The 19,273-nt window shown below is 68.7% G+C and carries 14 protein-coding genes and 1 pseudogene; 8 read left to right on the plus strand and 7 right to left on the minus strand.

Translation table 11 applies throughout. The features are described from left to right. Positions 1–60: 60 nt before the first annotated feature. On the minus strand, positions 61–1,371 hold the full coding sequence (locus tag V9G19_RS06730; RefSeq protein ID WP_462283955.1) for an ISL3 family transposase: 1,311 nt from the start codon (positions 1,369–1,371) through the stop codon (positions 61–63). Positions 1,372–1,522: 151 nt separating this feature from the next. On the opposite strand from V9G19_RS06730, the pseudogene V9G19_RS06735 reads away from it, so the two are divergent. Beyond that, positions 1,523–2,026, plus strand: a pseudogene (locus V9G19_RS06735) (ISAzo13 family transposase); the annotation flags it as partial. 300 nt (positions 2,027–2,326) lie between these two features. Here the strand turns inward: V9G19_RS06735 and kal are convergent. From kal to V9G19_RS06760, 5 genes are all read right to left on the minus strand, one after another. Further along, positions 2,327–2,716: a 3-aminobutyryl-CoA ammonia lyase gene (gene kal / locus V9G19_RS06740; RefSeq protein WP_462284705.1), complete on the minus strand. Its 390-nt coding sequence runs from the start codon at positions 2,714–2,716 to the stop codon at positions 2,327–2,329. Further along, entirely contained in the window at positions 2,713–3,546 is an 834-nt protein-coding gene (kamE, locus tag V9G19_RS06745) for a lysine 5,6-aminomutase subunit beta (RefSeq protein ID WP_462284706.1), read from the minus strand. The genes kal and kamE overlap by 4 nt, the downstream gene beginning before the upstream one ends. After that, positions 3,543–5,132 carry a lysine 5,6-aminomutase subunit alpha gene (gene kamD / locus V9G19_RS06750; protein ID WP_462284707.1) on the minus strand — a complete coding sequence of 530 codons (1,590 nt, stop codon included), beginning with the start codon at positions 5,130–5,132 and terminating at the stop codon, positions 3,543–3,545. The genes kamE and kamD overlap by 4 nt, the downstream gene beginning before the upstream one ends. A gap of 242 nt (positions 5,133–5,374) precedes the next feature. Beyond that, positions 5,375–6,286 (minus strand): type IV toxin-antitoxin system AbiEi family antitoxin domain-containing protein, encoded by a 912-nt coding sequence (locus V9G19_RS06755; RefSeq protein WP_462284708.1) that lies wholly within the window; start codon positions 6,284–6,286, stop codon positions 5,375–5,377. 203 nt (positions 6,287–6,489) lie between these two features. Beyond that, on the minus strand, positions 6,490–8,907 hold the full coding sequence (locus V9G19_RS06760; protein WP_462284709.1) for a phosphoketolase family protein: 2,418 nt from the start codon (positions 8,905–8,907) through the stop codon (positions 6,490–6,492). A 131-nt stretch (positions 8,908–9,038) separates the two neighbouring features. Here V9G19_RS06760 and V9G19_RS06765 point away from each other — a divergent pair, with 131 nt between their 5' ends. After that, complete coding sequence (locus tag V9G19_RS06765; RefSeq protein WP_462284710.1) at positions 9,039–10,757, plus strand: NAD-dependent malic enzyme; 1,719 nt, start codon at positions 9,039–9,041, stop codon at positions 10,755–10,757. A gap of 34 nt (positions 10,758–10,791) precedes the next feature. Further along, the gene (mgrA, locus tag V9G19_RS06770) at positions 10,792–11,838 is read left to right on the plus strand and encodes an L-glyceraldehyde 3-phosphate reductase (RefSeq protein WP_462284711.1); all 1,047 of its coding nucleotides are present in this window, start codon (positions 10,792–10,794) and stop codon (positions 11,836–11,838) included. A 376-nt stretch (positions 11,839–12,214) separates the two neighbouring features. Here the strand turns inward: mgrA and kdd are convergent, their stop codons facing one another. Further along, complete coding sequence (gene kdd / locus V9G19_RS06775) at positions 12,215–13,282, minus strand: L-erythro-3,5-diaminohexanoate dehydrogenase (RefSeq protein ID WP_462284712.1); 1,068 nt, start codon at positions 13,280–13,282, stop codon at positions 12,215–12,217. 89 nt (positions 13,283–13,371) lie between these two features. Here kdd and V9G19_RS06780 point away from each other — a divergent pair, with 89 nt between their 5' ends. The 5 genes from V9G19_RS06780 to bioD are packed head-to-tail and all read left to right on the plus strand — an operon-like array spanning position 13,372 to position 19,231. Beyond that, positions 13,372–14,817 carry a KamA family radical SAM protein gene (locus V9G19_RS06780; protein ID WP_462284713.1) on the plus strand — a complete coding sequence of 482 codons (1,446 nt, stop codon included), beginning with the start codon at positions 13,372–13,374 and terminating at the stop codon, positions 14,815–14,817. Positions 14,818–14,873: 56 nt separating this feature from the next. Then, positions 14,874–15,938 (plus strand): biotin synthase BioB, encoded by a 1,065-nt coding sequence (bioB, locus tag V9G19_RS06785; protein WP_462284714.1) that lies wholly within the window; start codon positions 14,874–14,876, stop codon positions 15,936–15,938. Position 15,939: 1 nt separating this feature from the next. Beyond that, complete coding sequence (gene bioA, locus V9G19_RS06790; protein WP_462284715.1) at positions 15,940–17,286, plus strand: adenosylmethionine--8-amino-7-oxononanoate transaminase; 1,347 nt, start codon at positions 15,940–15,942, stop codon at positions 17,284–17,286. Continuing rightward, positions 17,283–18,560: an aminotransferase class I/II-fold pyridoxal phosphate-dependent enzyme gene (locus V9G19_RS06795; RefSeq protein WP_462284716.1), complete on the plus strand. Its 1,278-nt coding sequence runs from the start codon at positions 17,283–17,285 to the stop codon at positions 18,558–18,560. Before bioA ends, V9G19_RS06795 begins: the two co-directional genes overlap by 4 nt. Continuing rightward, on the plus strand, positions 18,557–19,231 hold the full coding sequence (gene bioD, locus V9G19_RS06800; protein ID WP_462284717.1) for a dethiobiotin synthase: 675 nt from the start codon (positions 18,557–18,559) through the stop codon (positions 19,229–19,231). Before V9G19_RS06795 ends, bioD begins: the two co-directional genes overlap by 4 nt. The last annotated feature ends 42 nt before the right edge of the window (positions 19,232–19,273 follow it).

Genomic DNA, 19,273 nt, shown 5'->3' on the forward strand with positions numbered 1-19,273 from the left:
GCGAGGATGTAACCATTGCGGAGCAGCCGGAAGAACTCCTCCGAATCGAGCCTTGCCGGCTCATCCCAAACGAGAGTGTAGTTGGGGTCTGAATCCGCCGGCTTCGAGCAGACTGCGGGCAATGTAGTTGGTCAGGTTCCGGAACCCGAGGGCGGAGCCGCGCAGGTGTTCGAGCCGGCCGTTCAAGGCCTCGGTGGGGCCGTTTGAGGTGCCGGGCCGGTCGAAGTAGGCCAGGATGTCCGCGGCGCGCTTCTTCAGGGTCCGGCCCAAGGTGATGATCTCGGTGAGCGCGGCCGGGACGCCGGCGCTGATGGAGTCGATGACAGCCTGCATCCGGGCCTTGGCGGCGGCACGGTCGGGATCGCGGTAGGCGCCGATCATTCGCTGGTAGATGCCCCAGGTCGCTTCGACCTCGACATGGTCCTCAACGGCAAACAACGCCTCGATGCGGGCGCGTTGGCGGTCGGTGAGCAGATCGGCGCCGGTGTGCAGGGTCCGCCGCGCGGCATACAGCGGATCGCCTTTGCGGCCGCGGTGGCCGGTCGTGGCCTGCTGGACCCGGCGGCGTGTCTGATCGAGAGCGTCGCCGCCCAAGCGGACCACGTGAAACGGATCCATCACCGCGGTGGCGGACGGGAGTTCTTGGGCGGCCGCGGATTTGTACCCGGTGAAGCCATCCATCGCGACGACCTCGATCCTCTCCCGCCAGGCCGGGTCCCGCTCCGCGAGCCAGGTCGCGAACACCGCTGAGGAGCGGCCCTCGACCATATCCAGCAGCCGGGCCGGGCCCGTCTTGTCCCGCACCGGCGTCAGATCGATGATCACGGTGACGTACTTCTCGCCCTTGCGGGTGTGCCGCCAACAGTGCTCGTCCACGCCCACAACGGCCACACCATTGAACCGGTCCGGGTCATCGATCAACACCCGGCGTCCTTCAGCCAGAACCGCGTCGTTCGCGGTGTCCCAGGCCACCGCCAACGCCTCGGCGACCCGGGCGACCGTCAGGTGGTAGAGGACCAACGCCTCCAACGCCCAGGCCAGCGCGGCCCGGGACAGCTTCGCGCGCGGCTCGGCTGCTCGGCTGGTGTCCTGGCGCCACACCTTCCCACACGCCCCGCAGCGGTAGCGGCGGACCGTGATCTCCAAAACTGTTGGCCGCCACCCGAACGGGACATGCGCCAGCCGGCGCACCACCGTGTCCCGCACCCGGCCTTCGCTCCCGCAGCGCCGACACCACGGATCGGGCTCGAGGACCCGGCAGGCCAGCACCGCACGACCGGTCTCAAGCCGCTGCCCCGTGATGACCAGACCGAGATCATCAACACCGGTGAAGGTGTCCAGGTCGGGGCAGGTGAAGGTAACGTCAGCCATGTCGAGGTCTTCCAGATGGGAAGTGTCAGAGCTTCCATCATCGGAAGACCTCGACCCTCAACCCGGCAGCGACGCGCCACCCCCCACACTCTCGTTTGGGAAGAGCCCCTTTGCCCCGTCCCCGGCGACTTGGTGCAGGACGTCGACGAGTGATCCGACGCTGACCACGGATTTCGATGCGTTGATCGAGCCGGTCACCCGTGGGGACCCGATGACGGCGTTGCGGTGGACGAGCAAGTCGATCCGGACCGGGACGCCCAGTTCCACTACCTGGCCGCCCAGGCCAGCGACCACATCGGCGGCGGGAACCCGGTGATCAGCGTGGACACCAAGAAGAAGGAACTGGTCGGCGAGTTCAAGAACGGCGGCCGAGAATGGCACCCGAAGGGCCAGCCCGAGCGGGTCACCGTCCACGACTTCCCCGACAACCACCTGGGCAAGGTCACCCCCTACGGCGTCTACGACGTGGCCCACAACTGCGGCTGGGTCAGCGTCGGGACCGATCACGACACCGCCGCCTTGGCGGTGCACACCATCGACACCTGGTGGCAGCGGATCGGGTCCGCCGCTTCACCCGGGCGCCACCCGGCTGTTGATCTGCGCCGACGGCGGCGGCTTTAACGGCTACCGCAACCGGTTGTGGAAGAAGGAACTCGCCGACCCCCTCAGCGCCGAACTCGCCCGCCTCGACCCCCAACCACAACCGGCGCTGGAACGCCGACAGAGCGGCGCCAGCACGGCATACCGACGACCCAACAACTCCGACACCGTCTCCGCGGACGTACCACAACCGTCGCCGCCACAACCCACGAAAACGACGCTATTTCGTCACAGGCCCATAGAGTGCGGTCTCCTGAGGTTCCAACGGACGCAGCGGATCGAACTGCTGGTAGAGACGATCCGCGAAGTCCGCCATGACGCGATGGTATGCCCCTCGCAGCGGCCGAATGGCGGGTCAGCGCGGTGGCACGACGACAACGCCGCGCGCCGTGGTGGCGAGGATCGGCGGGTCGAGCACATCGGCGGCGGACTCGCCGCGGGCGGGGTTGCCGCGGGCGACGACCCGCACCTCGAAGTCCATCTCCCGGCTGCGCGAACCGACGCGCACGAGCCGGGCGCTGATCTCGATGCAGTCACCCGCTCGGACCGGGGCCCGGAACTGGACGTCGGAGTAGGACGCGAACAGCCCCTCGTCACCATCGGTGCGGATGCACATCTCGGTGGCGACGTCGCCGAACGCGGCCAGCGAATAGGCACCGTCGACCAGATTGCCGGCGTAGTGCGCGTGCGAGTAGGGCACGTAGCGCCGGTGAACAACCTCCAGGCCAACCGTTGCCGTCGTCATGAGCGTTTTCCCTTCGCTGTGGGCTGAACGAGCGCGTGCACGAGATAGGAGGCGACCTCGCCGGGGGTCGTTCCGCGCCCAAAGATCCGGTCGACACCGAGCGCGGCCGCCGAGCCCTCCTCGAAGCGCGGGCCGCCGACGATCAGGTGCGGCACCTTCCCGGCCGGGAAGGCCTCGCGGAAGGCGGCGCTCATTGCCTTGGTGTTGTGGATGTGGGCATCCTTTTGGGTGACGACCTGGGAGACGAGGACGGCGTCGGCGTTGAGGTCGACGGCCGCGTTGACCAAGTCGGGGATGGCGACCTGGGCGCCGAGATTGTGGACGTCCAGTTCGCGGTAATACTCCAGGCCCTTCTCCCCGGCGAAACCCTTGATGTTGAGGATCGCGTCGATGCCGACCGTGTGCGCGTCGGTGCCGATGCAGGCGCCGACGACGACGAGTTCACGACGCAGGTGCTTCTTGATGGCCGCGTTGACCTCCTTGGAGGACAGCAGCTCGTATTCCCGCTCCACGAGCTGGAATTCGCGGATGTCGACGAGGTGCTTGACCGGTCCGTAGACGACGAAGAAGGTGAAGTGCTTCCCGATCGCCTTGGCGTGCACCAGCAATGCCGGTTCGATGCCCATCTGCATGGCGAGCTTGACCGCGGCACCTTCGGAGCGCTTGTCGTGCGGCAGCGGGAGGGTGAAGGAGACCTGGACCATCCCGTCGCCGGTCGTGTCGCCATACGGACGAACGATCGGGCCGGGCTCCTGCAGGCTGAGTTCACCGGGGAGCGCGTTCTCCCGCCGGCGGCGGGCCTCGTGCGCGTCGGTGCGGCGGGCGCTCATCGGTCGGCCCCGCTCTCCAGGAGGGTGATCGCCGGATTGTCGTATGCCGCGGCCTTGCGCACCACGCCCTCCAGCCCTTTGCCCTTGGTCGGGGGTCGCTTCATCGCTCCGAACGTCCCGTCGGCGATCGCCGCGAGCAGCGGCGGGTCGCCGGCGGTGTCGCTGTCGCTGACGATGTCATCGAGCAGGTCGATGCCTTCGCCCAGGACCTGCCGGGCGCGGATTTGGATCACCCCGTCGCGTGGCGGGTGGAAGTCCTCGGTCAGCCCGCCGGCTGCTTCGAGCACATAGCGCACATTCTGCAGGGCGAGGTCTCGGTCGGAAATCCACGGTGTCACAACGGCTTCGGTCATCATGCCGACGAGGAGAATGCCTTGGCCGGTCATCGCGCCGGCGAGGTTGAAGAAGCCGTCGAGCAAGTAGCCGCGGAAGATGTCACCGGTCATGTGCTTGGTTGGCGGCATCCACTTCAACGGGGCCTTGGGAAAGAGCGTGCGCGCCAAGAGGGCGTGGGCCAACTCGAGCCGGAAGCTGTCCGGGATGCTCGGGTCGATCTCGAAGGCGTGCCCCAGGCCGAGCTGCCAGTCCTGCAGGCCGGCCTCCTTGGCGAAGTATTCGTTGAGCAACTGGCTGACCGTCACCGTGTGGGCGGCCTCGACGGCATCCGCGGTCGTGAGGTAGTTGTCCTCACCGGTGTTGATGATGATGCCCGCACGGGCGTGGATCTGCCGTGAAAAGCGCTGGTCGACAAAGGTTCTGATCGGGTTGATGTCGCGGAAGAGGATGCCGTACATGGAATCGTTGAGCATCATGTCGAGCCGCTCGAGGCCGGCGAGGGTGGCGATCTCCGGCATACACAGGCCCGAGGCGTAGTTGGTCAGCCGGATGTAGCGGCCAAGTTCCTTGCTCGTCTGATCGAGCGCGGCCCGCATGAGCCGGAAATTCTCTTGCGTCGCATAGGTTCCGGCGAAGCCCTCCCGCGTCGCGCCTTCGGGGACGTAATCGAGCAGGCTCTGCCCGGTGCTGCGGATCACGGCGATGACGTCGGCCCCCTCCCGGGCCGCGGCCTGTGCCTGCGGGATGTCCTCATAGATATCGCCGGTGGCGACAATAAGATAGATCCACGGCTTCTGCTTCGGATCTCCGTGGCGGGCAATGAGTTTGTCCCGCTGCGTGCGCTGTTTGTCAATTGCCCGTATGCCGCGAGCCACGGCCGTCCGCGCCTTGCGTTGTGCGGCACGGGCTTTGGCACCCTCGGGGATGTCGAACATGACCGCTCCCCCTGAGGCTCTTTGGGCCAGCGTCAGCAGGTCGGGCGCCTCGCCGCGGCGCAAGGCATCCCACACGGGTGTGGTCACGCCGTGCTCGAGCCCGACCTGGGTGCGCACCGCGTCGACGAGGTGGTTGACCCAGGGGATGTTCTCATGATCGGCGCCGCTGAGGCCGGCCAGTCGCAGGGTGGCTCGTTCCACCGACACGGTCGTATGCCGCTTGGCCAGGCCGACGACCGGCCGCCCCGCTCGGCGCGCCAGCGCCCGCGCCTGTTTCACCTGACCGGGATCGAGTTCGAGTTGCCGCAAGACCACCGGTCAACTCTACCCTATGCGCAAGATTCTCCGGTCTACTGCACATACAACAGGAGCATGTTTGGTTGGGGCGAGCATCGTCCGCAACTTCCTTCTCGCGCGGCTCGCCGAGCACGCGGACACTCAAACGATCAATAGGCCCGGATCAGCGTGATTTGCACGATCAAATCCCCGGCCCAGCCGCGCATTGATCGTTTGAGTGTCCGCCGGTGACCGGCACCGCGCGACGGCGTGGGCGCAACTCAACCGACGTCGCGCACCGAGGGGAGGTTCGCCGGAAGTGGAGGCGTGGGCCGACCGGCATCGTGTGCAAGGAGAGCCTCCACGCACCACCGCACCCACTCGGGATGGCGCATCACGTCGATCCACACGAACGGCAGCATCCGCCAGCCGTGAATCGTCAACTCGGTGTAGCGGCGTCGGTCGCGCACAAACCCGCCCTTGGTCCCGTGATGTTCGAATCCTTCCGCCTCCAACACCAGATCGCGCCCGCGGTCGGCCAGATCCACGACGGCGAACAACCCGGGCTCGGCAATCTCGGCCTGCAGCTCCAACCGCAGACCAGGTATCTCGGACACAATGGCGCGCAACACCGAATCAAACGGGTTGGCGGCGCGGCCATCCGCGTGCCTCGCAACCCGTCGCACCGCGGCGCTGCCGGGGCCACGTGCGCGCTCGGCAGCCTGACGCAGCTGTTTTGGGCCCACATCCCCCGTGCGCAGGGCCTGGTCCGCCACCGCGAGGGCGGCGTCGAAGGGAAGCGCGCGGGCACAGTCCAGCACCGTCCGAAGCGGGGCAGTTGTCCCCGAGCGGCGCTCCGCGGGAGTCAGTTCCGCCCACGAGAACCTCCCAATGCCGGCCATGTCGGCGGGCATCTTGCGGCCGCGTGGCACCGTGAGCCAGGCCCCCTCGGGTGGGTCCTTAACCTTCCACCCGTGCGCCTGCGCAGCGCTCAGATGCGACCGGACAGCCGAGTGTTCGTGAGCCAGCCCCCGGTGCTCCTCGACCGCGGCAAGCGCGTACCGTCCCCGCGCGAGCCTGACGATGCTGCCGCTTGCCACGGCGGCACGAATCGCACGCCGGGAGTGTTCCGCGCGCAGCTCGGCATACGAGCAGACGCCGCCCAGGCGGGTGAGCGTGGCGCAAACCGACATGCTCCGAGCCTGCTCCCACCTGCGTCGTCGCGCAGCCGGAGCCGACCCGGCCTGTGGATAACTGGACCGGACAGTCAAACGATCAATGGGCCGGCCACGGCTGGGTTTGACCGTGCAAACCCGCCCGCAGGGAGCCGATTGATCGTTTGACGGCCCGCCGCGCGGCGCCGAGACGGATCCCGGCGCCGCGAGCGGGTTGGGCCCTAGATATTGGCGCCGGCGCCCCAGGTCCAGTTCGCGATGTCGGGCATGTCGGCGAGGTGCTCGGTGATGTAGACCTCGTGCTCGGCGAGACGCTGGTCGCAGTAGCGGACCAGTTCGTTCCAGCCGGCCGTACGCCGCGCGGAGCGTCGCAGGGCTTCCTTGGCCAGGTGGAATCGGCTCATCCGGTTGAGCACCACCATGTCGAATGGCGTTGTCGTCGTGCCCTGTTCGTTGAACCCGCGCACGTGGAAGCGGCCCGGGTTGGTCCGGCCGTGGACGAGCTGGTGGATGGCCCGCGGGTAGCCGTGGAAGGCGAAGACCACGTGCTTGTCCTTGGTGAACAGGTCATCGAACTGGGTGTCGGTGAACCCGTGCGGATGGTCGTTCTCGGGCAGCAGCGCCATGATGTCGACGACGTTGACGAATTTCACGCGCAGATCCGGCGTGAAGTGCCGCATCAGCTCGGCCGCGGCCAGCGCCTCCTGCGTGGGGACATCGCCCGCGCAGGCGATGACGATGTCGGGCTCTCCCGATTCGTCGAGGTTGGAGGCCCAATCCCAGGTCCCGGCCCCGGCGGCGCAGTGATCGTGCGCCTCTTCCAGGGTGAGGAACTGCAGGTGCTTCTGCTTGTCGACGACGATCAGGTTGACGTGGTCCTTGGACTTGAGGCAGTGGTCCATGATCGACAACGTCGTGTTGGCGTCCGGCGGCAGCCACACCCGGACCACGTCCGGCGCCAGCGGGATGAGGCAGTCGATCAGGCCGGGGCCCTGGTGGCTAAAGCCGTTGTGGTCGTTGCGCCAGCACGTCGAGGTCAGCAGGATGTTCAGCGAACTGACCGCCTCGCGCCAACGCAGCGTCTGCTGGTGCTGCATCCACTTGACGTGTTGGATGGCCATCGACGCCGAGACCATCGCGAACGCTTCGTAGGTCGCGAACAGCCCGTGCCGCCCGCTGAGCAGATAGCCCTCGAGCCAGCCCTGGCACAGGTGCTCGGAGAGCACTTCCATCACGCGCCCGTCCGGGCCGATCTGCTTGTCGGTCGGGGCCGAGGGCGCCATGAAACAGCGATCGGTGACCTCGAAGACGTCCTGCAGCCGGTTCGAGGCGGTCTCGTCCGGGCAGAACAGCCGGAAGGTGCCGCCGCCGTCGGGACGCCGGTCGGCGGCATAGATGTCGCGCATGAGCGCGCCCGAGGACTTGGTGTTCTCGAACCACACGGCGCCGCGGTTGTCGGCGATGTCGACCTCATAGTCGGGCAGCTCAGGGATCGGCAGATCGCGCCGCAGCTTGCCCCCATTGGCGTATGCCGTGGCCGACATCCGCTTCTCCCCCACCGGATTCAGCGCCTTCAGCTCCGGAACGAGGCGGCCGGCCTCGTCGAAGAGTTCCTCGGGCTTGTAGGACTTCAGCCAGCCCTGAAGGATCTTCAGGTGCTCGGGGTTGTCGATGACCCCGGACAGCGGGACCTGGTGGCTGAGGTTGGTGCCCTCGACCTGGACGCCGTCGACCTCGTGCGGTCCGGTCCAGCCCTTGGGCGTGCGGAGCACGATCGCCGGCCAGGTGTAGCGCTGGTGCGGGCTGGCGCCCCCGAGTGCCTCGTCGCTGCGCGCCTCGGCCCGCATCGCGAGGATGTCCTGCTGGGCCTTGGTCAAGGCGGCATACAGCTCGGTGAAGACCTGGCGCGGGTCGTCGCCCTCGACGAAGACCGGGTCCCAGCCCTGCGCGGTCAGGTAGTTGGCGACGTCCTCGTCGCTGGTTCGGCCGAAGACGGTCGGGCCGGCGATCTTGTAGCCGTTGAGATGGACGATCGGGATGACCGCGCCGTCGCGGCGGGGGTTGAGGAAATAGGGCAGCCGCCACGAGCCGGACATCGGGCCGGTCTCGGCCTCCCCGTCGCCGACCACGCAGGCGACGAACAGGTCGGGGTGGTCCATGGCCGCCCCACCGGCGTGAATGAGCGCGTAGCCGAGTTCGCCGCCCTCATGGATCGAACCCGGAGTCTGGACGCTGACATGGCTGGGAATGCCACCGGGAGAAGAGAATTGACGACACAGCCGGCGGATCCCGGCCGCGTCGTCACCGACGCGCGGATAGACCTCGGAGTAGGTGCCTTCGAGCCAGGCAGCGGCGACGAGGCTGGGTCCGCCATGGCCGGGGCCGGTGACATAGAGCCAATCGGAGTCGGTCTGCTTGATGATCCGGTTCAGCAGGGCATAAATCATCGACAGACCCGGGCTGGTCCCCCAGTGGCCGAGCAGCCGTGGCTTGATGTGGTCGTTGGCGAGGGGTTCGCGGACCAGGACGTTCTCTTGGAGATAGATCTGGCCGACGGTCAGATAGTTGGCGGCCGCCCACCACCTCAGGTCGAGGTCAAGGTCCGCGTCGGTGTAGGTCGTTCCCGATGGTGTTCCCATGCCCCCCATCCAACCCCTGTTCATCCCATCGCGCCAACGGTGGCAGGCGGCGTGCAGGTAAACGCGAGGTTAACTCTGGGCGGCCACGCCGAACTCGTGTCGTCGACTCGCGGACTGCGTATCGTGGCAGCATGCCGAGCAGCGACTACACCCAGGACACGACCACTGGATTCGGGCCGCTGCGCATCCGCGCGCGCGGCCGCGCGGTGATGACCAACCCGACGACCAATCGGGGGACGGCCTTCACCCACGAGGAGCGCCGTGAGCTGGGCATCGACGGCCTGGTGCCGACGGGCGTCACTACCTTGGAGAACCAGGTCCGCCGGGTCTACCAGCAATACCGCCGGACGACCACCAACCTCGGCAAGTACCTCCACTTGAGCAATCTGCGCGACCGCAACGAGGTCCTGTTCCACCGCCTGCTCACCAGCAACGTCGAGGAGATGCTGCCGATCATCTACACGCCGACGATTGGGGAAGCCATCGAGCGATTCAGCCACGAATTCTCTCGTCCCCGAGGTGTTTTTTTGTCAATCGACCACCCCGAACTGATGGAGAAGTCGTTCCGCAACTTCGGCCTCGAGCCTGACGAGGTCGACCTGGTCATCGTCACCGACAGCGAGGGCATCCTCGGGATCGGCGACCAGGGCATCGGCGGGATCCAGATCGCAATCGGCAAGCAGTCGGTCTACACCGCGGCTGCCGGCCTCCATCCGCGCCGCTGCATCCCGGTCGTTCTCGACGTCGGCACCGACAACCTCGGCCTGCTCAGCAACGAGATGTACCTCGGGGAGCGGCACGCTCGCGTGCGCGGCGAGAAATATGACGTGTTCCTCGACCTTTTCGTGCGCGTGGTCACCGAGCTGTTTCCCAATGCGATGCTCCACTGGGAGGACTTCGGCACGACCAACGCCCACCGGCTGCTGACGAAATACCGCGACCAGATCTGCACCTTCAACGACGACATCCAAGGGACCGCCGCGGTGGTCTTGGCGGCCATCCTGGCCGCCGTTGACGTGACCGGTCTGCCGCTCGACGACCATCGGGTGTGCATCTTCGGGGCCGGCAGCGCCGGTATCGGGATCGCCCACCTCATTCGCGACACGATGCTCCGCACCGGCGCCTCGGAGACCGAGGAGGAGGCCTACGCCCGGTTCTTTGCGATCGGCATACAGGGGCTGTATGTCGATGATCACGCGGACCTGCTTCCCTTCCAGCGTCCCTGGTCCCGCGCCCGAAGCGAGGTCGCGACCTGGGCGGTTGCCGACCAGTCGCACATCACGCTGGCGGACGTGATCCGCAACGCCAAACCGACGATCCTGATCGGCACCTCGACGCGCGGCGGGGCGTTCACGCGTGGGGTCGTCGAGGAGATGGGCTCGTATTGCGCCCGGCCAATCATCTTCCCGCTCTCGAACCCGACCAGCCGGGCCGAGGCGACCCCGGCGGACCTGCTGACCTGGACCGAGGGCCGAGCGCTGGTGGCGACCGGCAGCCCGTTCGGGCCGGTGGACTTCGACGGCGACCGGTATGCGATCGCCCAGGCCAACAACGCGCTGATCTTTCCCGGGCTCGGGCTTGGCGTCGCGACCTGCATGGCCACCCGGATCAGCGAGGGGATGATCGCCGCCGCGGCCGAGGCCCTCGCCGGGATGGTCAACGCCTACCGGCGTGGCGCCCCCCTGCTGCCGACGATCAGCCAGCTGCGCCAGGTCTCGGCCACCGTCGCGGTCGCGGTCGCCAAGCAGGCCGCGATCGAAGGCCTGGCGCGGGAGCCCCTCACCGACCCGATCCAGCAGATCTATGACCGGATGTGGCAGCCCTTCTATCCGCAGGTCGAGGCGGTTTAAGCAGACCGGTCGGGCGCGCTGCTAACGTCGCGAAATGACCTTCCACGCCGACGAATACCAGGCTGCAGCGGATCGCTACGACGCCGGTATGCCCTATCGCCCACTGGGCCGTTCCGGCCTGCGCCTGCCGGCGATCAGCCTTGGGATGTGGCACAACTTCGGCGATGACGTGCCGCTTGATCGCCAGCAGGCGACGCTGCGTCGCGCCTTCGATCTCGGGGTGACGCACTTTGACCTGGCCAACAACTACGGGCCGCCGTATGGCAGTGCCGAACGCAACTTCGGCGTCCTCATGGCGCGCGACTTCCGGCCCTACCGCGATGAGCTGATCATCTCCTCCAAGGCCGGCTACGACATGTGGCCCGGGCCGTATGGCCAAGGCGGGGGTTGCCGGAAGTATCTGCTCGCCAGCTGCGACCAGTCGCTGCGGCGGATGGGCCTGGACTATGTCGACATCTTCTACAGCCACCGCTTCGACCCCGACACCCCGCTGGAGGAGACGATGGGCGCCCTTGACCACATCGTGCGCTCCGGCCGGGCACTGTATGCCGGGATCTCGTCCTACAGCGGCGCCAAGACCAGCGAGGCGGTCCGGATTCTGCGTGACCTGGGCACCCCACTGCTCATCCACCAGCCGTCCTATTCGATGCTCAACCGGTGGATCGAGGAGGACTTGCTCGACGTTCTCGGTGACACCGGGGTCGGGTGCATCGCGTTCAGCCCGCTCGCCCAGGGGATGCTCACCAGTAAGTACCTGAACGGCATCCCGGAGGGGTCTCGGGCCGCGCAGGATAAGAGCCTCGACCAGTCATTGCTCAGCGAGGAGGCGCTGAACCACATTGCGGCGCTGGACAAGATCGCCAAGAAGCGGGGTCAGACCCTCGCGCAGATGGCGATCGCCTGGGTGCTGCGCGACCCGCGGGTGACCTCGGCGCTGGTCGGTGCCTCATCGGTCAAGCAGCTGGAGGACAGCCTCGCGGCGGTGCGGCAGCTCGACTTCACCGACACCGAACTCGCCGCGATCAACAAGCACGCCGTCGACTCGGGAATCAACCTGTGGGCGGCCTCGTCCGCGACCTAGGGAGATCGTTGGGGAGTCAGCCGGCGGGCTTGGCCTTCGGGCGCTGCTTAGGGTCGACGGCCGTGTCGAGGACCTCGCGCGGGACAGCGTCGGCGAGCGGATGATCGGTCGTGACGGCCCGGTAGCTCAGCTGAGCTCCGACGAATCTCTCCTCAACCAGGTCGGCAGTGGCGGTGCCGAAGCTCTCGAAACGGTGTCCTGTGAGCCGCGCTGGGCCTCGGTGATGCTGAGGTGGACGGACTTCCCTGCGGGGCCTCATCCATTCCAGCCTCCGGGTTCGCGTGGTCTCATGCCGGGTAATGTCCGGCCAGCCGTGATTATCGCGTCCTCGCCCGAGATCACATCCTCACCGTCCGGCCATGTTGGGCGGGTGGGGTCAGCCGCCCAGGCGGGCCTCGAAGAGCGCGCGGACGCCGGGGTTGGCGCGCACCAGATCGAGCGCGTATGCCGCATGCCCCGGCACATAGCCGTTGCCGACGAGCATGGTCACGTCGGCGGCCAGGCCCTCGGCTCCCAGCGCGGCCGCCGCGAAGTTGGTGGCCATCGAGAAGAAGATCACCGTGCCGCCCTGGGCGGTGCTGAGGATCGCGGGCTGCTCGCAGCCGGGGACGTCGACGCAGACGACGGTGATGTCCGCGGGGCCGCCGGCCGCCTCGACCGCCTGGGAGAGGCCGAGCGGAGAGCGGGCGTCGGCGATGATCACCTCGTCGGCCAGGCTGGTCGCCCGCAGCGCGTGCGCCTCGGTGTCGGTGGGCACGACCGCGATACGCCGGCCGGCGCCGGCATCCGCTGCCGCGGCGAGAGCGAGCGAGCCGGACTTGCCGGCGCCACCGAGGACGAGCACGGTGGGGGGGCTCGCGGCATACGAGCCGACGACCCGGCGCACGAGGGCAGGCGCACCGCAGACATCCATGACCATGAGCGCAAGCTCGGGATCGAGGTCGTCCGGCAGCCGCGCGGCAATCGAGCGGCCGAAGAGGATCGCGTGGCCGGCCGTGGGGATGCGCTCGCCGCGGCCGTCCCAGCGGGCCAGGCCGTCGGTGATGACGAGCGGGGTGAGCGACAGCGACACCAGGGTGGCGACGTGGTCACCGACGGCCAGGCCCAGCGTCGATTCCGGACCCACCTCGGCGACCCGCCCGATCAGCATCCCGCCCGATCCGGTGACCGGGTTTTGCATCTTGCCGCGCGTGGCGACGATGTCCAGCACGGTCGCCTTCAGCGCGCTGGCATCGAGGTCCCCCGCCGGGTCGCGGTGGCTCTCGGCGAGCTGGCGATAGGAGGCGGCGTCGAGGTTAAGGGTCTCGACGTCGATCCGCACCTCGTCGGGCCAAATCTCGCGGCGCGCATCGAGGCGGCGCGCCGCTTGCGGAAGGGCCTGGCCGGCCGGCTCCAGGACCCGGTGCAGGCCGACGGGGGATGTTGCCGCGGAAGGACTCGACACGAAATATTCTCCTTGTTCTGCGACCTATAACCGTAGTTCTTGCGTTGATATGTCGCGCAAACGGGATAGTCTCCTCTATCCTGTCACGCATGAGTACGCACGTCGAGCAGCCCTACGCCTACCGCCGCCGCGCGCTGGTGGAGCCGGATTGGACGCGACTGCCCGGGTGGCGCGGCGTCACCGAGCAAGAGTGGGCCAGCGCGCAGTGGCAACGCGCCCACTGCGTCAAGAACGTCAAGCAGCTGCGCGAACTCATGGGCGATCTGCTCACCGACGACTTCTATGCCGACCTGGAGCGCGATCAGGCCGATCGCGCGACCATGTCGATGCTCGTTCCGCCGCAGATGCTCAACACGATGGTGCCGGCGACCGAGGGCGAGATGCCTTGCGCCGGAGCCGATTTTACCGCCGCCTTCCTCGCCGACCCGGTGCGCCGCTACATGCTGCCGGTCTTCTCCGACCGCCGGACCGACTGGCCGAGCCACCCGTTCGCGACCCGCGACAGCCTGCACGAGCACGACATGTGGGCCGTCGAGGGGCTGACCCACCGCTATCCCACCAAGGTCCTCGCCGAGATGTTGCCGACCTGCCCGCAGTATTGCGGCCACTGCACCCGGATGGACCTGGTGGGCAACTCCACCCCCCAGGTCGCCAAGCTCAAGCTGGCGGGCAAGCCGGTCGACCGCTACTCGGCGATGCTCGGCTACCTGCAATCCACCCCGAGCGTGCGCGATGTCGTGGTCTCCGGCGGTGATGTGGCGAACATGCCGTGGAAGAACCTCGAAGCCTTCCTCGACAAGCTGCTGCAGATCGAGAACATCCGCGACATCCGGCTGGCGACCAAGGCCCTGATGGGGTTGCCGCAGCACTGGCTCCAGGAGGACGTCGTCGATGGCGTGGGGCGGGTCGCGGCCAAGGCGTGCGCGCACGGGGTCTCGCTGGCCATTCATACCCATGTCAACAACGCGGCCTCGGTGACGCCGCTGGTGGCCGAGGCGGCCAAGGCGATGCTCGCCGCCGGCGTGCGCGACGTCCGCAACCAGGGCGTGCTGATGCGCGGGGTCAACGACTCCCCCGAGGCGCTGCTCGACCTGTCGTTCGCGCTGCTCGACGAGGCGATGATCACGCCCTACTACTTCTACATGTGCGACATGATCCCGTTCAGCGAGCACTGGCGGATGTCGCTGAAGGAGGCCCAGGAGCTGCAGCACGCGATCATGGGCTACCTGCCCGGCTTCGCGACCCCGCGGATCGTGTGTGACGTGCCGTTCGTCGGCAAGCGCTGGGTCCACCAGGTCGAGGACTACGACACCGAGCGCGGCATGTCGTTCTGGCGCAAGAACTACCGCACCTCGATCGAGGGCGACGACGTCGAGGCACTCTCGCGCGAATACGTCTACTACGACCCGCTCTACACCCTGCCCAAGAAGGGGCAGCAGTGGTGGCGCACCCAGGGCGACGCCCTGGAGGCCCACAAGGCCGCGGTCGAGCGGGCCACCTCCTCGCGCGAGGCCTCCCTGCTCGTGCTGCACTGAGGCTGGCCCGGTGGACACGACGCGACCGGGCGTGGGGTAGCGGCTAGGGTGGCCCGGTGATCGACTTCGCCGCCCTCGCCGACCAGCAGCTGGCCGGAGGCACGCTGAGCGTCGCCCAAGGCCTCGACATCCTGCGATCCACCGACGCCGACCTCCTCGACCTGGTCGCGGCCGCCGCCCGGCTGCGGCGAGCCCACTTCGGCAACCTCGTCAAGGTCAACTACCTGGTCAACCTCAAGTCCGGTCTGTGCCCGGAGGACTGCTCCTACTGTTCGCAACGGCTTGGCTCCGAGGCCCCGATTCTCAAGTACAGCTGGCTGAAATCCGACGATGCCGTCGAGCAGGCCGGCCACGGCATCTCCGGCGGCGCCTCCCGGGTGTGCCTCGTCGCCAGTGGCCGCGGGCCAAGCAACCGCGACATCGAGCGCGTGAGCGGGATCGTCGAGGACATCAAGTCCAGCCACCCCGGCGTCGAGGTGTGCGCCTGCCTGGGCTTGCTCAAGGACGGCCAGGCCGAGGCGCTGCGCGAGGCCGGTGTCGACGCCTATAACCACAACATCAACACCAGCGAGTCCAACTACGCCGAGATCTGCTCGACCCACACGTATGCCGATCGGCTGGAGACCATCGAGCACGCCAAGGGCTCGGGGATGTCGGCCTGCTCCGGGCTGATCGCCGGGATGGGCGAGAGCGACGAGGAGCTAGTCGAGGCGGTTTTCGCGTTGCGCGCCATCGATTCCGACTCGATCCCGGTCAACTTCCTCATGCCCTTCGAGGGCACCCCACTCGGCCAGGACTGGAACCTCACCCCGCAACGCGCGCTGCGCATCCTCGCGCTCGCGCGCTTTGCCTGCCCCGACCGCGAGGTCCGGATGGCCGGCGGCCGCGAGATGCACCTACGCACCCTGCAGCCGCTCGCGTTGCACATCGCCAACAGCCTCTTCCTCGGCGACTACCTCACCTCCCAGGGGCAGGCCGCGGCCGAGGATCTGGCGATGATCAAGGACGGTGGCTGGCAGATTGTCGGCCAGCACGACGAGCGCGAGAGCGCCGACGCTGAGCACGAGCGTCCCGTCATCCGTGAACGGGGCGCCGGCACCGCCGCCCCGGCCAACGCCTGAGGTGACCGCGGGGCCGGCGGCGTCCCCGGCGGACGTCCTCGCTCGCGACCGCGGGCTGGTCTGGCACCCCTATGCGCCGCTGACCGGCACGGTGCCGTATGCCGTTGCCGCCGCCGAGGGGATCTGGCTCGACCTGGTCGCCGACGACGGCGAGCGGTTCCGGTGCCGGGATGCGATGAGTTCCTGGTGGGCGGTCATCCACGGCTACCGCAACCCAGTGCTCGACGCGGCGGTGCGCGAGCAGCTCGACCGGTTTGCTCACGTGATGTTCGGGGGGCTCACCCACGTGCCGGGGGTGGCGCTGGCGGAGGTGTTGGTCGATCTCACCCCGGAGGGCTTGGACCACGTCTTCCTCGCCGACTCGGGGTCGGTGTCGGTCGAGGTGGCGTTGAAGGCGGCCGTGCAATACCAGCGGGCCCGTGGGCGGCGCTCGCGGCACCGCTTCCTCGCGTTGCGCGGTGGCTACCACGGCGACACGCTCGGCGCGATGAGCGTCTGCGACCCGGTCGACGGAATGCACGCTGACTTCCCCGAATACGTTCCTCGCCAGCGCTTTTTGCCGCGCCCTCCCCCGGCGCAGCGGGTGGGCGAGGGCCTGGTTGCCGACGCCGATGCCGTCGCAGCCTGGATCGCCCACGCCGAGGAGACCGTCGCGCGGCTCGAGGGCGAGATCGCGGCAATCGTCGTCGAGCCGGTGCTCCAAGGAGCCGGCGGGATGTATGTCTACGCGCCCGAGTGCCTCGCGGCGCTGCGGCGGCTGGCGACGGCATACGACCTGATCTTGTTGGCCGACGAGATCGCGACCGGCTTCGGGCGCACCGGTCGGTTGTTCGGATGTGACTGGGCCGCAGTCGTTCCCGACATCATGTGCGTTGGCAAGGCGCTCAGCGGGGGCTACCTCACGCTGGGGGCCGTGCTGGTCTCGCGGCGGGTGGCCGAGGCGATCGGCGCCTCGGATCATCCGGCGCTGCTGCACGGGCCGACGTTCATGGGCAATCCGCTCGCTTGTGCCGTCGCGCTCGCGTCGCTGACGCTGTTGCGGCAGAACTGGTTTTGCGACGTGGCGCGCATCGAACCCGCGCTAGCCGCGGCGCTCGCGCCGGCGCGGGAGATCCCCCAGGTCCGGGACGTCCGCGTGCTCGGCGCCGTTGGCGTGATCGAATTGACTGGGCCGGTGGACATTCCCCGGGTGACCCGAGAGGCGGTGGAGCGCGGAGTGTGGGTGCGGCCGTTCCGTTCGCTCGTCTATGCGATGCCGCCCTATGTCTGCAGCGCGGCCGATATCGCGGCGATCGGGGCCGGGATGGTTGCCGCCGTGGCGCAGGTGTATGGAGGAGGGGACCGGTGAACTCGTCAATGATGGACTTCCTCGCCGCTCAGGACCGCACGCGGCGCGAGCGTGGAATCGTCCGCGCTACCCGAATCCGCTCCGGCGCACTGGATCTCGCATCCAATGACTATCTCGGCCTGTCCCGCGACCCGCGCGTGCTCGCGGCCGCGCACGCCGCGCTCGACACCCACGGCGCAGGTGCGCGAGCCTCACGGGTGGTCACCGGAACGAGCGCGGCGCACGAGGAGCTGGAGGCCGAGCTGTGCGCGTTGACCGGGCAGCCCAGCGCGCTCGGCTTCGCCAGCGGCTATGCCGCCAACCTCGGCGTCATTGCCGCGCTCGGCGGCCCGGACCTGCTGCTCGTGCTCGACGCGCACATCCACGCCTCGGTGCACGACGCGGCCAAGCTCGCCCGGTGCGAGGTGCAGTTCGTGCCGCATGGCGACGTCGATGCGGTGCGGGATGCGTTGCGGCACCGGAGTCTTCCGCGCGCCCTGGTGGTCGTCGAGTCGATCTACAGCGTGCTCGGGGATGCCGCGGATGTGGTCGCGCTCGCTCGGGTGTGCGCCGAGTCCGACGCCGTGCTGCTCGTCGACGAGGCGCACGGTCTCGGGGTGATCGGCGGTGGCCGCGGCGGCGTTCATGCGGCCGGCCTGGCCGGGGCCGATCACGTCTATCTCACCGCGACGATGTCGAAGGCGTTGGGCACCCAGGGTGGGGCCGTCCTCGGCCCGGTCGAGCTGCGCGAGCACCTAGTCAACCGGGCGCGCAGTTTCATTTTCGACACCGGCGTGACACCCGCGGCCGCCGCCGGCGCGGCCGAGGCCTGCCGGATCATCGCGGCCGAGCCGGAGCGGGTCGACCAGCTCGCGGCGAACGCGGACGCGATCGCGCGGGTATGCGGCATACCGAGGGCGGCGGGGCCGGTGCAGTCGATCCCCTGCCCGAGCGCCGAGGTGGCCCGGGTGACGACCGAACGCGTCGGGGAGCGCGGGGTGCTCGTCGGCTGCTTCCGCCCCCCGAGCGTCCCCGACGGGATCTCCCGCATCCGGATCACCGCCAACGGCGCGCTCACCCTCGACGCGGCGACGGCGGCGGCCACGCTGGTGCGCGCGGAGTTCGACGCTGTTTGCGCGACCGAGCCGAAGCTCGACGAGGGCGGCGCCGTTCGGGCGACCGAGCCGCACGCCGCCGCGGGCGGCGCGGCGGAGACAGTCGTGGCGGAGACGGTCGAGGCGCACCGAGCAGCACCTGCACAGACAACCGCGGCGGCGGGCGGGGGACCTGCGTGACGCTCGTGCTCTGCGTCACCGGCACCGACACCGGGGTCGGTAAGACGGTGGCTACAGCGGCGCTGGCCTGCGCGTTCGCCGCTCACGGAGCCCGAGTGCACATCGACAAGCCCGTGCAGACCGGCGTCGCCCCGGCGGAGCCGGGCGACATGGGGCACGTGCGGGCCCTGGCCGGCCGGGTCTCGACCAGCGAGGGCCTGCGGCTACGCGAGCCGATGGCTCCCATCCCGGCCGCGGCGATCGACGGCGTCGGCCTGCCCACGATCGCCGCGCACGCCGAACGGTTGCGCTCGCTCGCCGACGGAGTCGACGTGCTGCTCGTGGAGGGCGTCGGCGGGCTGCTGGTGAGACTCGACGCCGCCGCAGGCACCTTTGCCGACCTCGCCGCCGCCCTGGATGCGCCGGTCGTAGTCGTCACCCGGGCCGCTCTCGGCACGCTGAACCACACCGAGCTGACCCTCGAGGCGATCGCCCGCCGTGGCATCGGCGTTGCCGGCCTCGTCATCGGTGCGTGGCCGGCCACGCCAGGACCAGTCGAGACCACCAACCGCGAACACCTGGCCGGCCTCGCGGCGCCCTTCCTGGGCGCCATCCCCGGCGGCGCCGGCGCCTGGGATGGCGCATGCTTCCAGGCCGCCGCGCCCGGATGGCTGGAGCTTCCGGCGCCCTAACCTCCCGGTGCGCCTTGCCGCCTCCCCATCGGCTAGCGTCGA

It is taken from the genome of Nostocoides sp. (genome assembly GCF_037045025.1).
Classification (GTDB): Bacteria; Actinomycetota; Actinomycetes; order Actinomycetales; family Dermatophilaceae; genus Nostocoides_A.

Excerpts from the sequence above, each read along its gene's own strand:
- V9G19_RS06730 (WP_462283955.1), bottom strand. The coding sequence starts at position 1,371 with ATGGCTGACGTTACCTTCACCTGCCCCGACCTGGACACCTTCACCGGT.
- kal (WP_462284705.1), bottom strand. The coding sequence starts at position 2,716 with ATGACGACGGCAACGGTTGGCCTGGAGGTTGTTCACCGGCGCTACGTG.
- kamE (WP_462284706.1), bottom strand. The coding sequence starts at position 3,546 with ATGAGCGCCCGCCGCACCGACGCGCACGAGGCCCGCCGCCGGCGGGAG.
- V9G19_RS06755 (WP_462284708.1), bottom strand. The coding sequence starts at position 6,286 with ATGTCGGTTTGCGCCACGCTCACCCGCCTGGGCGGCGTCTGCTCGTAT.
- V9G19_RS06760 (WP_462284709.1), bottom strand. The coding sequence starts at position 8,907 with ATGGGAACACCATCGGGAACGACCTACACCGACGCGGACCTTGACCTC.
- V9G19_RS06765 (WP_462284710.1), top strand. The coding sequence starts at position 9,039 with ATGCCGAGCAGCGACTACACCCAGGACACGACCACTGGATTCGGGCCG.
- mgrA (WP_462284711.1), top strand. The coding sequence starts at position 10,792 with ATGACCTTCCACGCCGACGAATACCAGGCTGCAGCGGATCGCTACGAC.
- V9G19_RS06780 (WP_462284713.1), top strand. The coding sequence starts at position 13,372 with ATGAGTACGCACGTCGAGCAGCCCTACGCCTACCGCCGCCGCGCGCTG.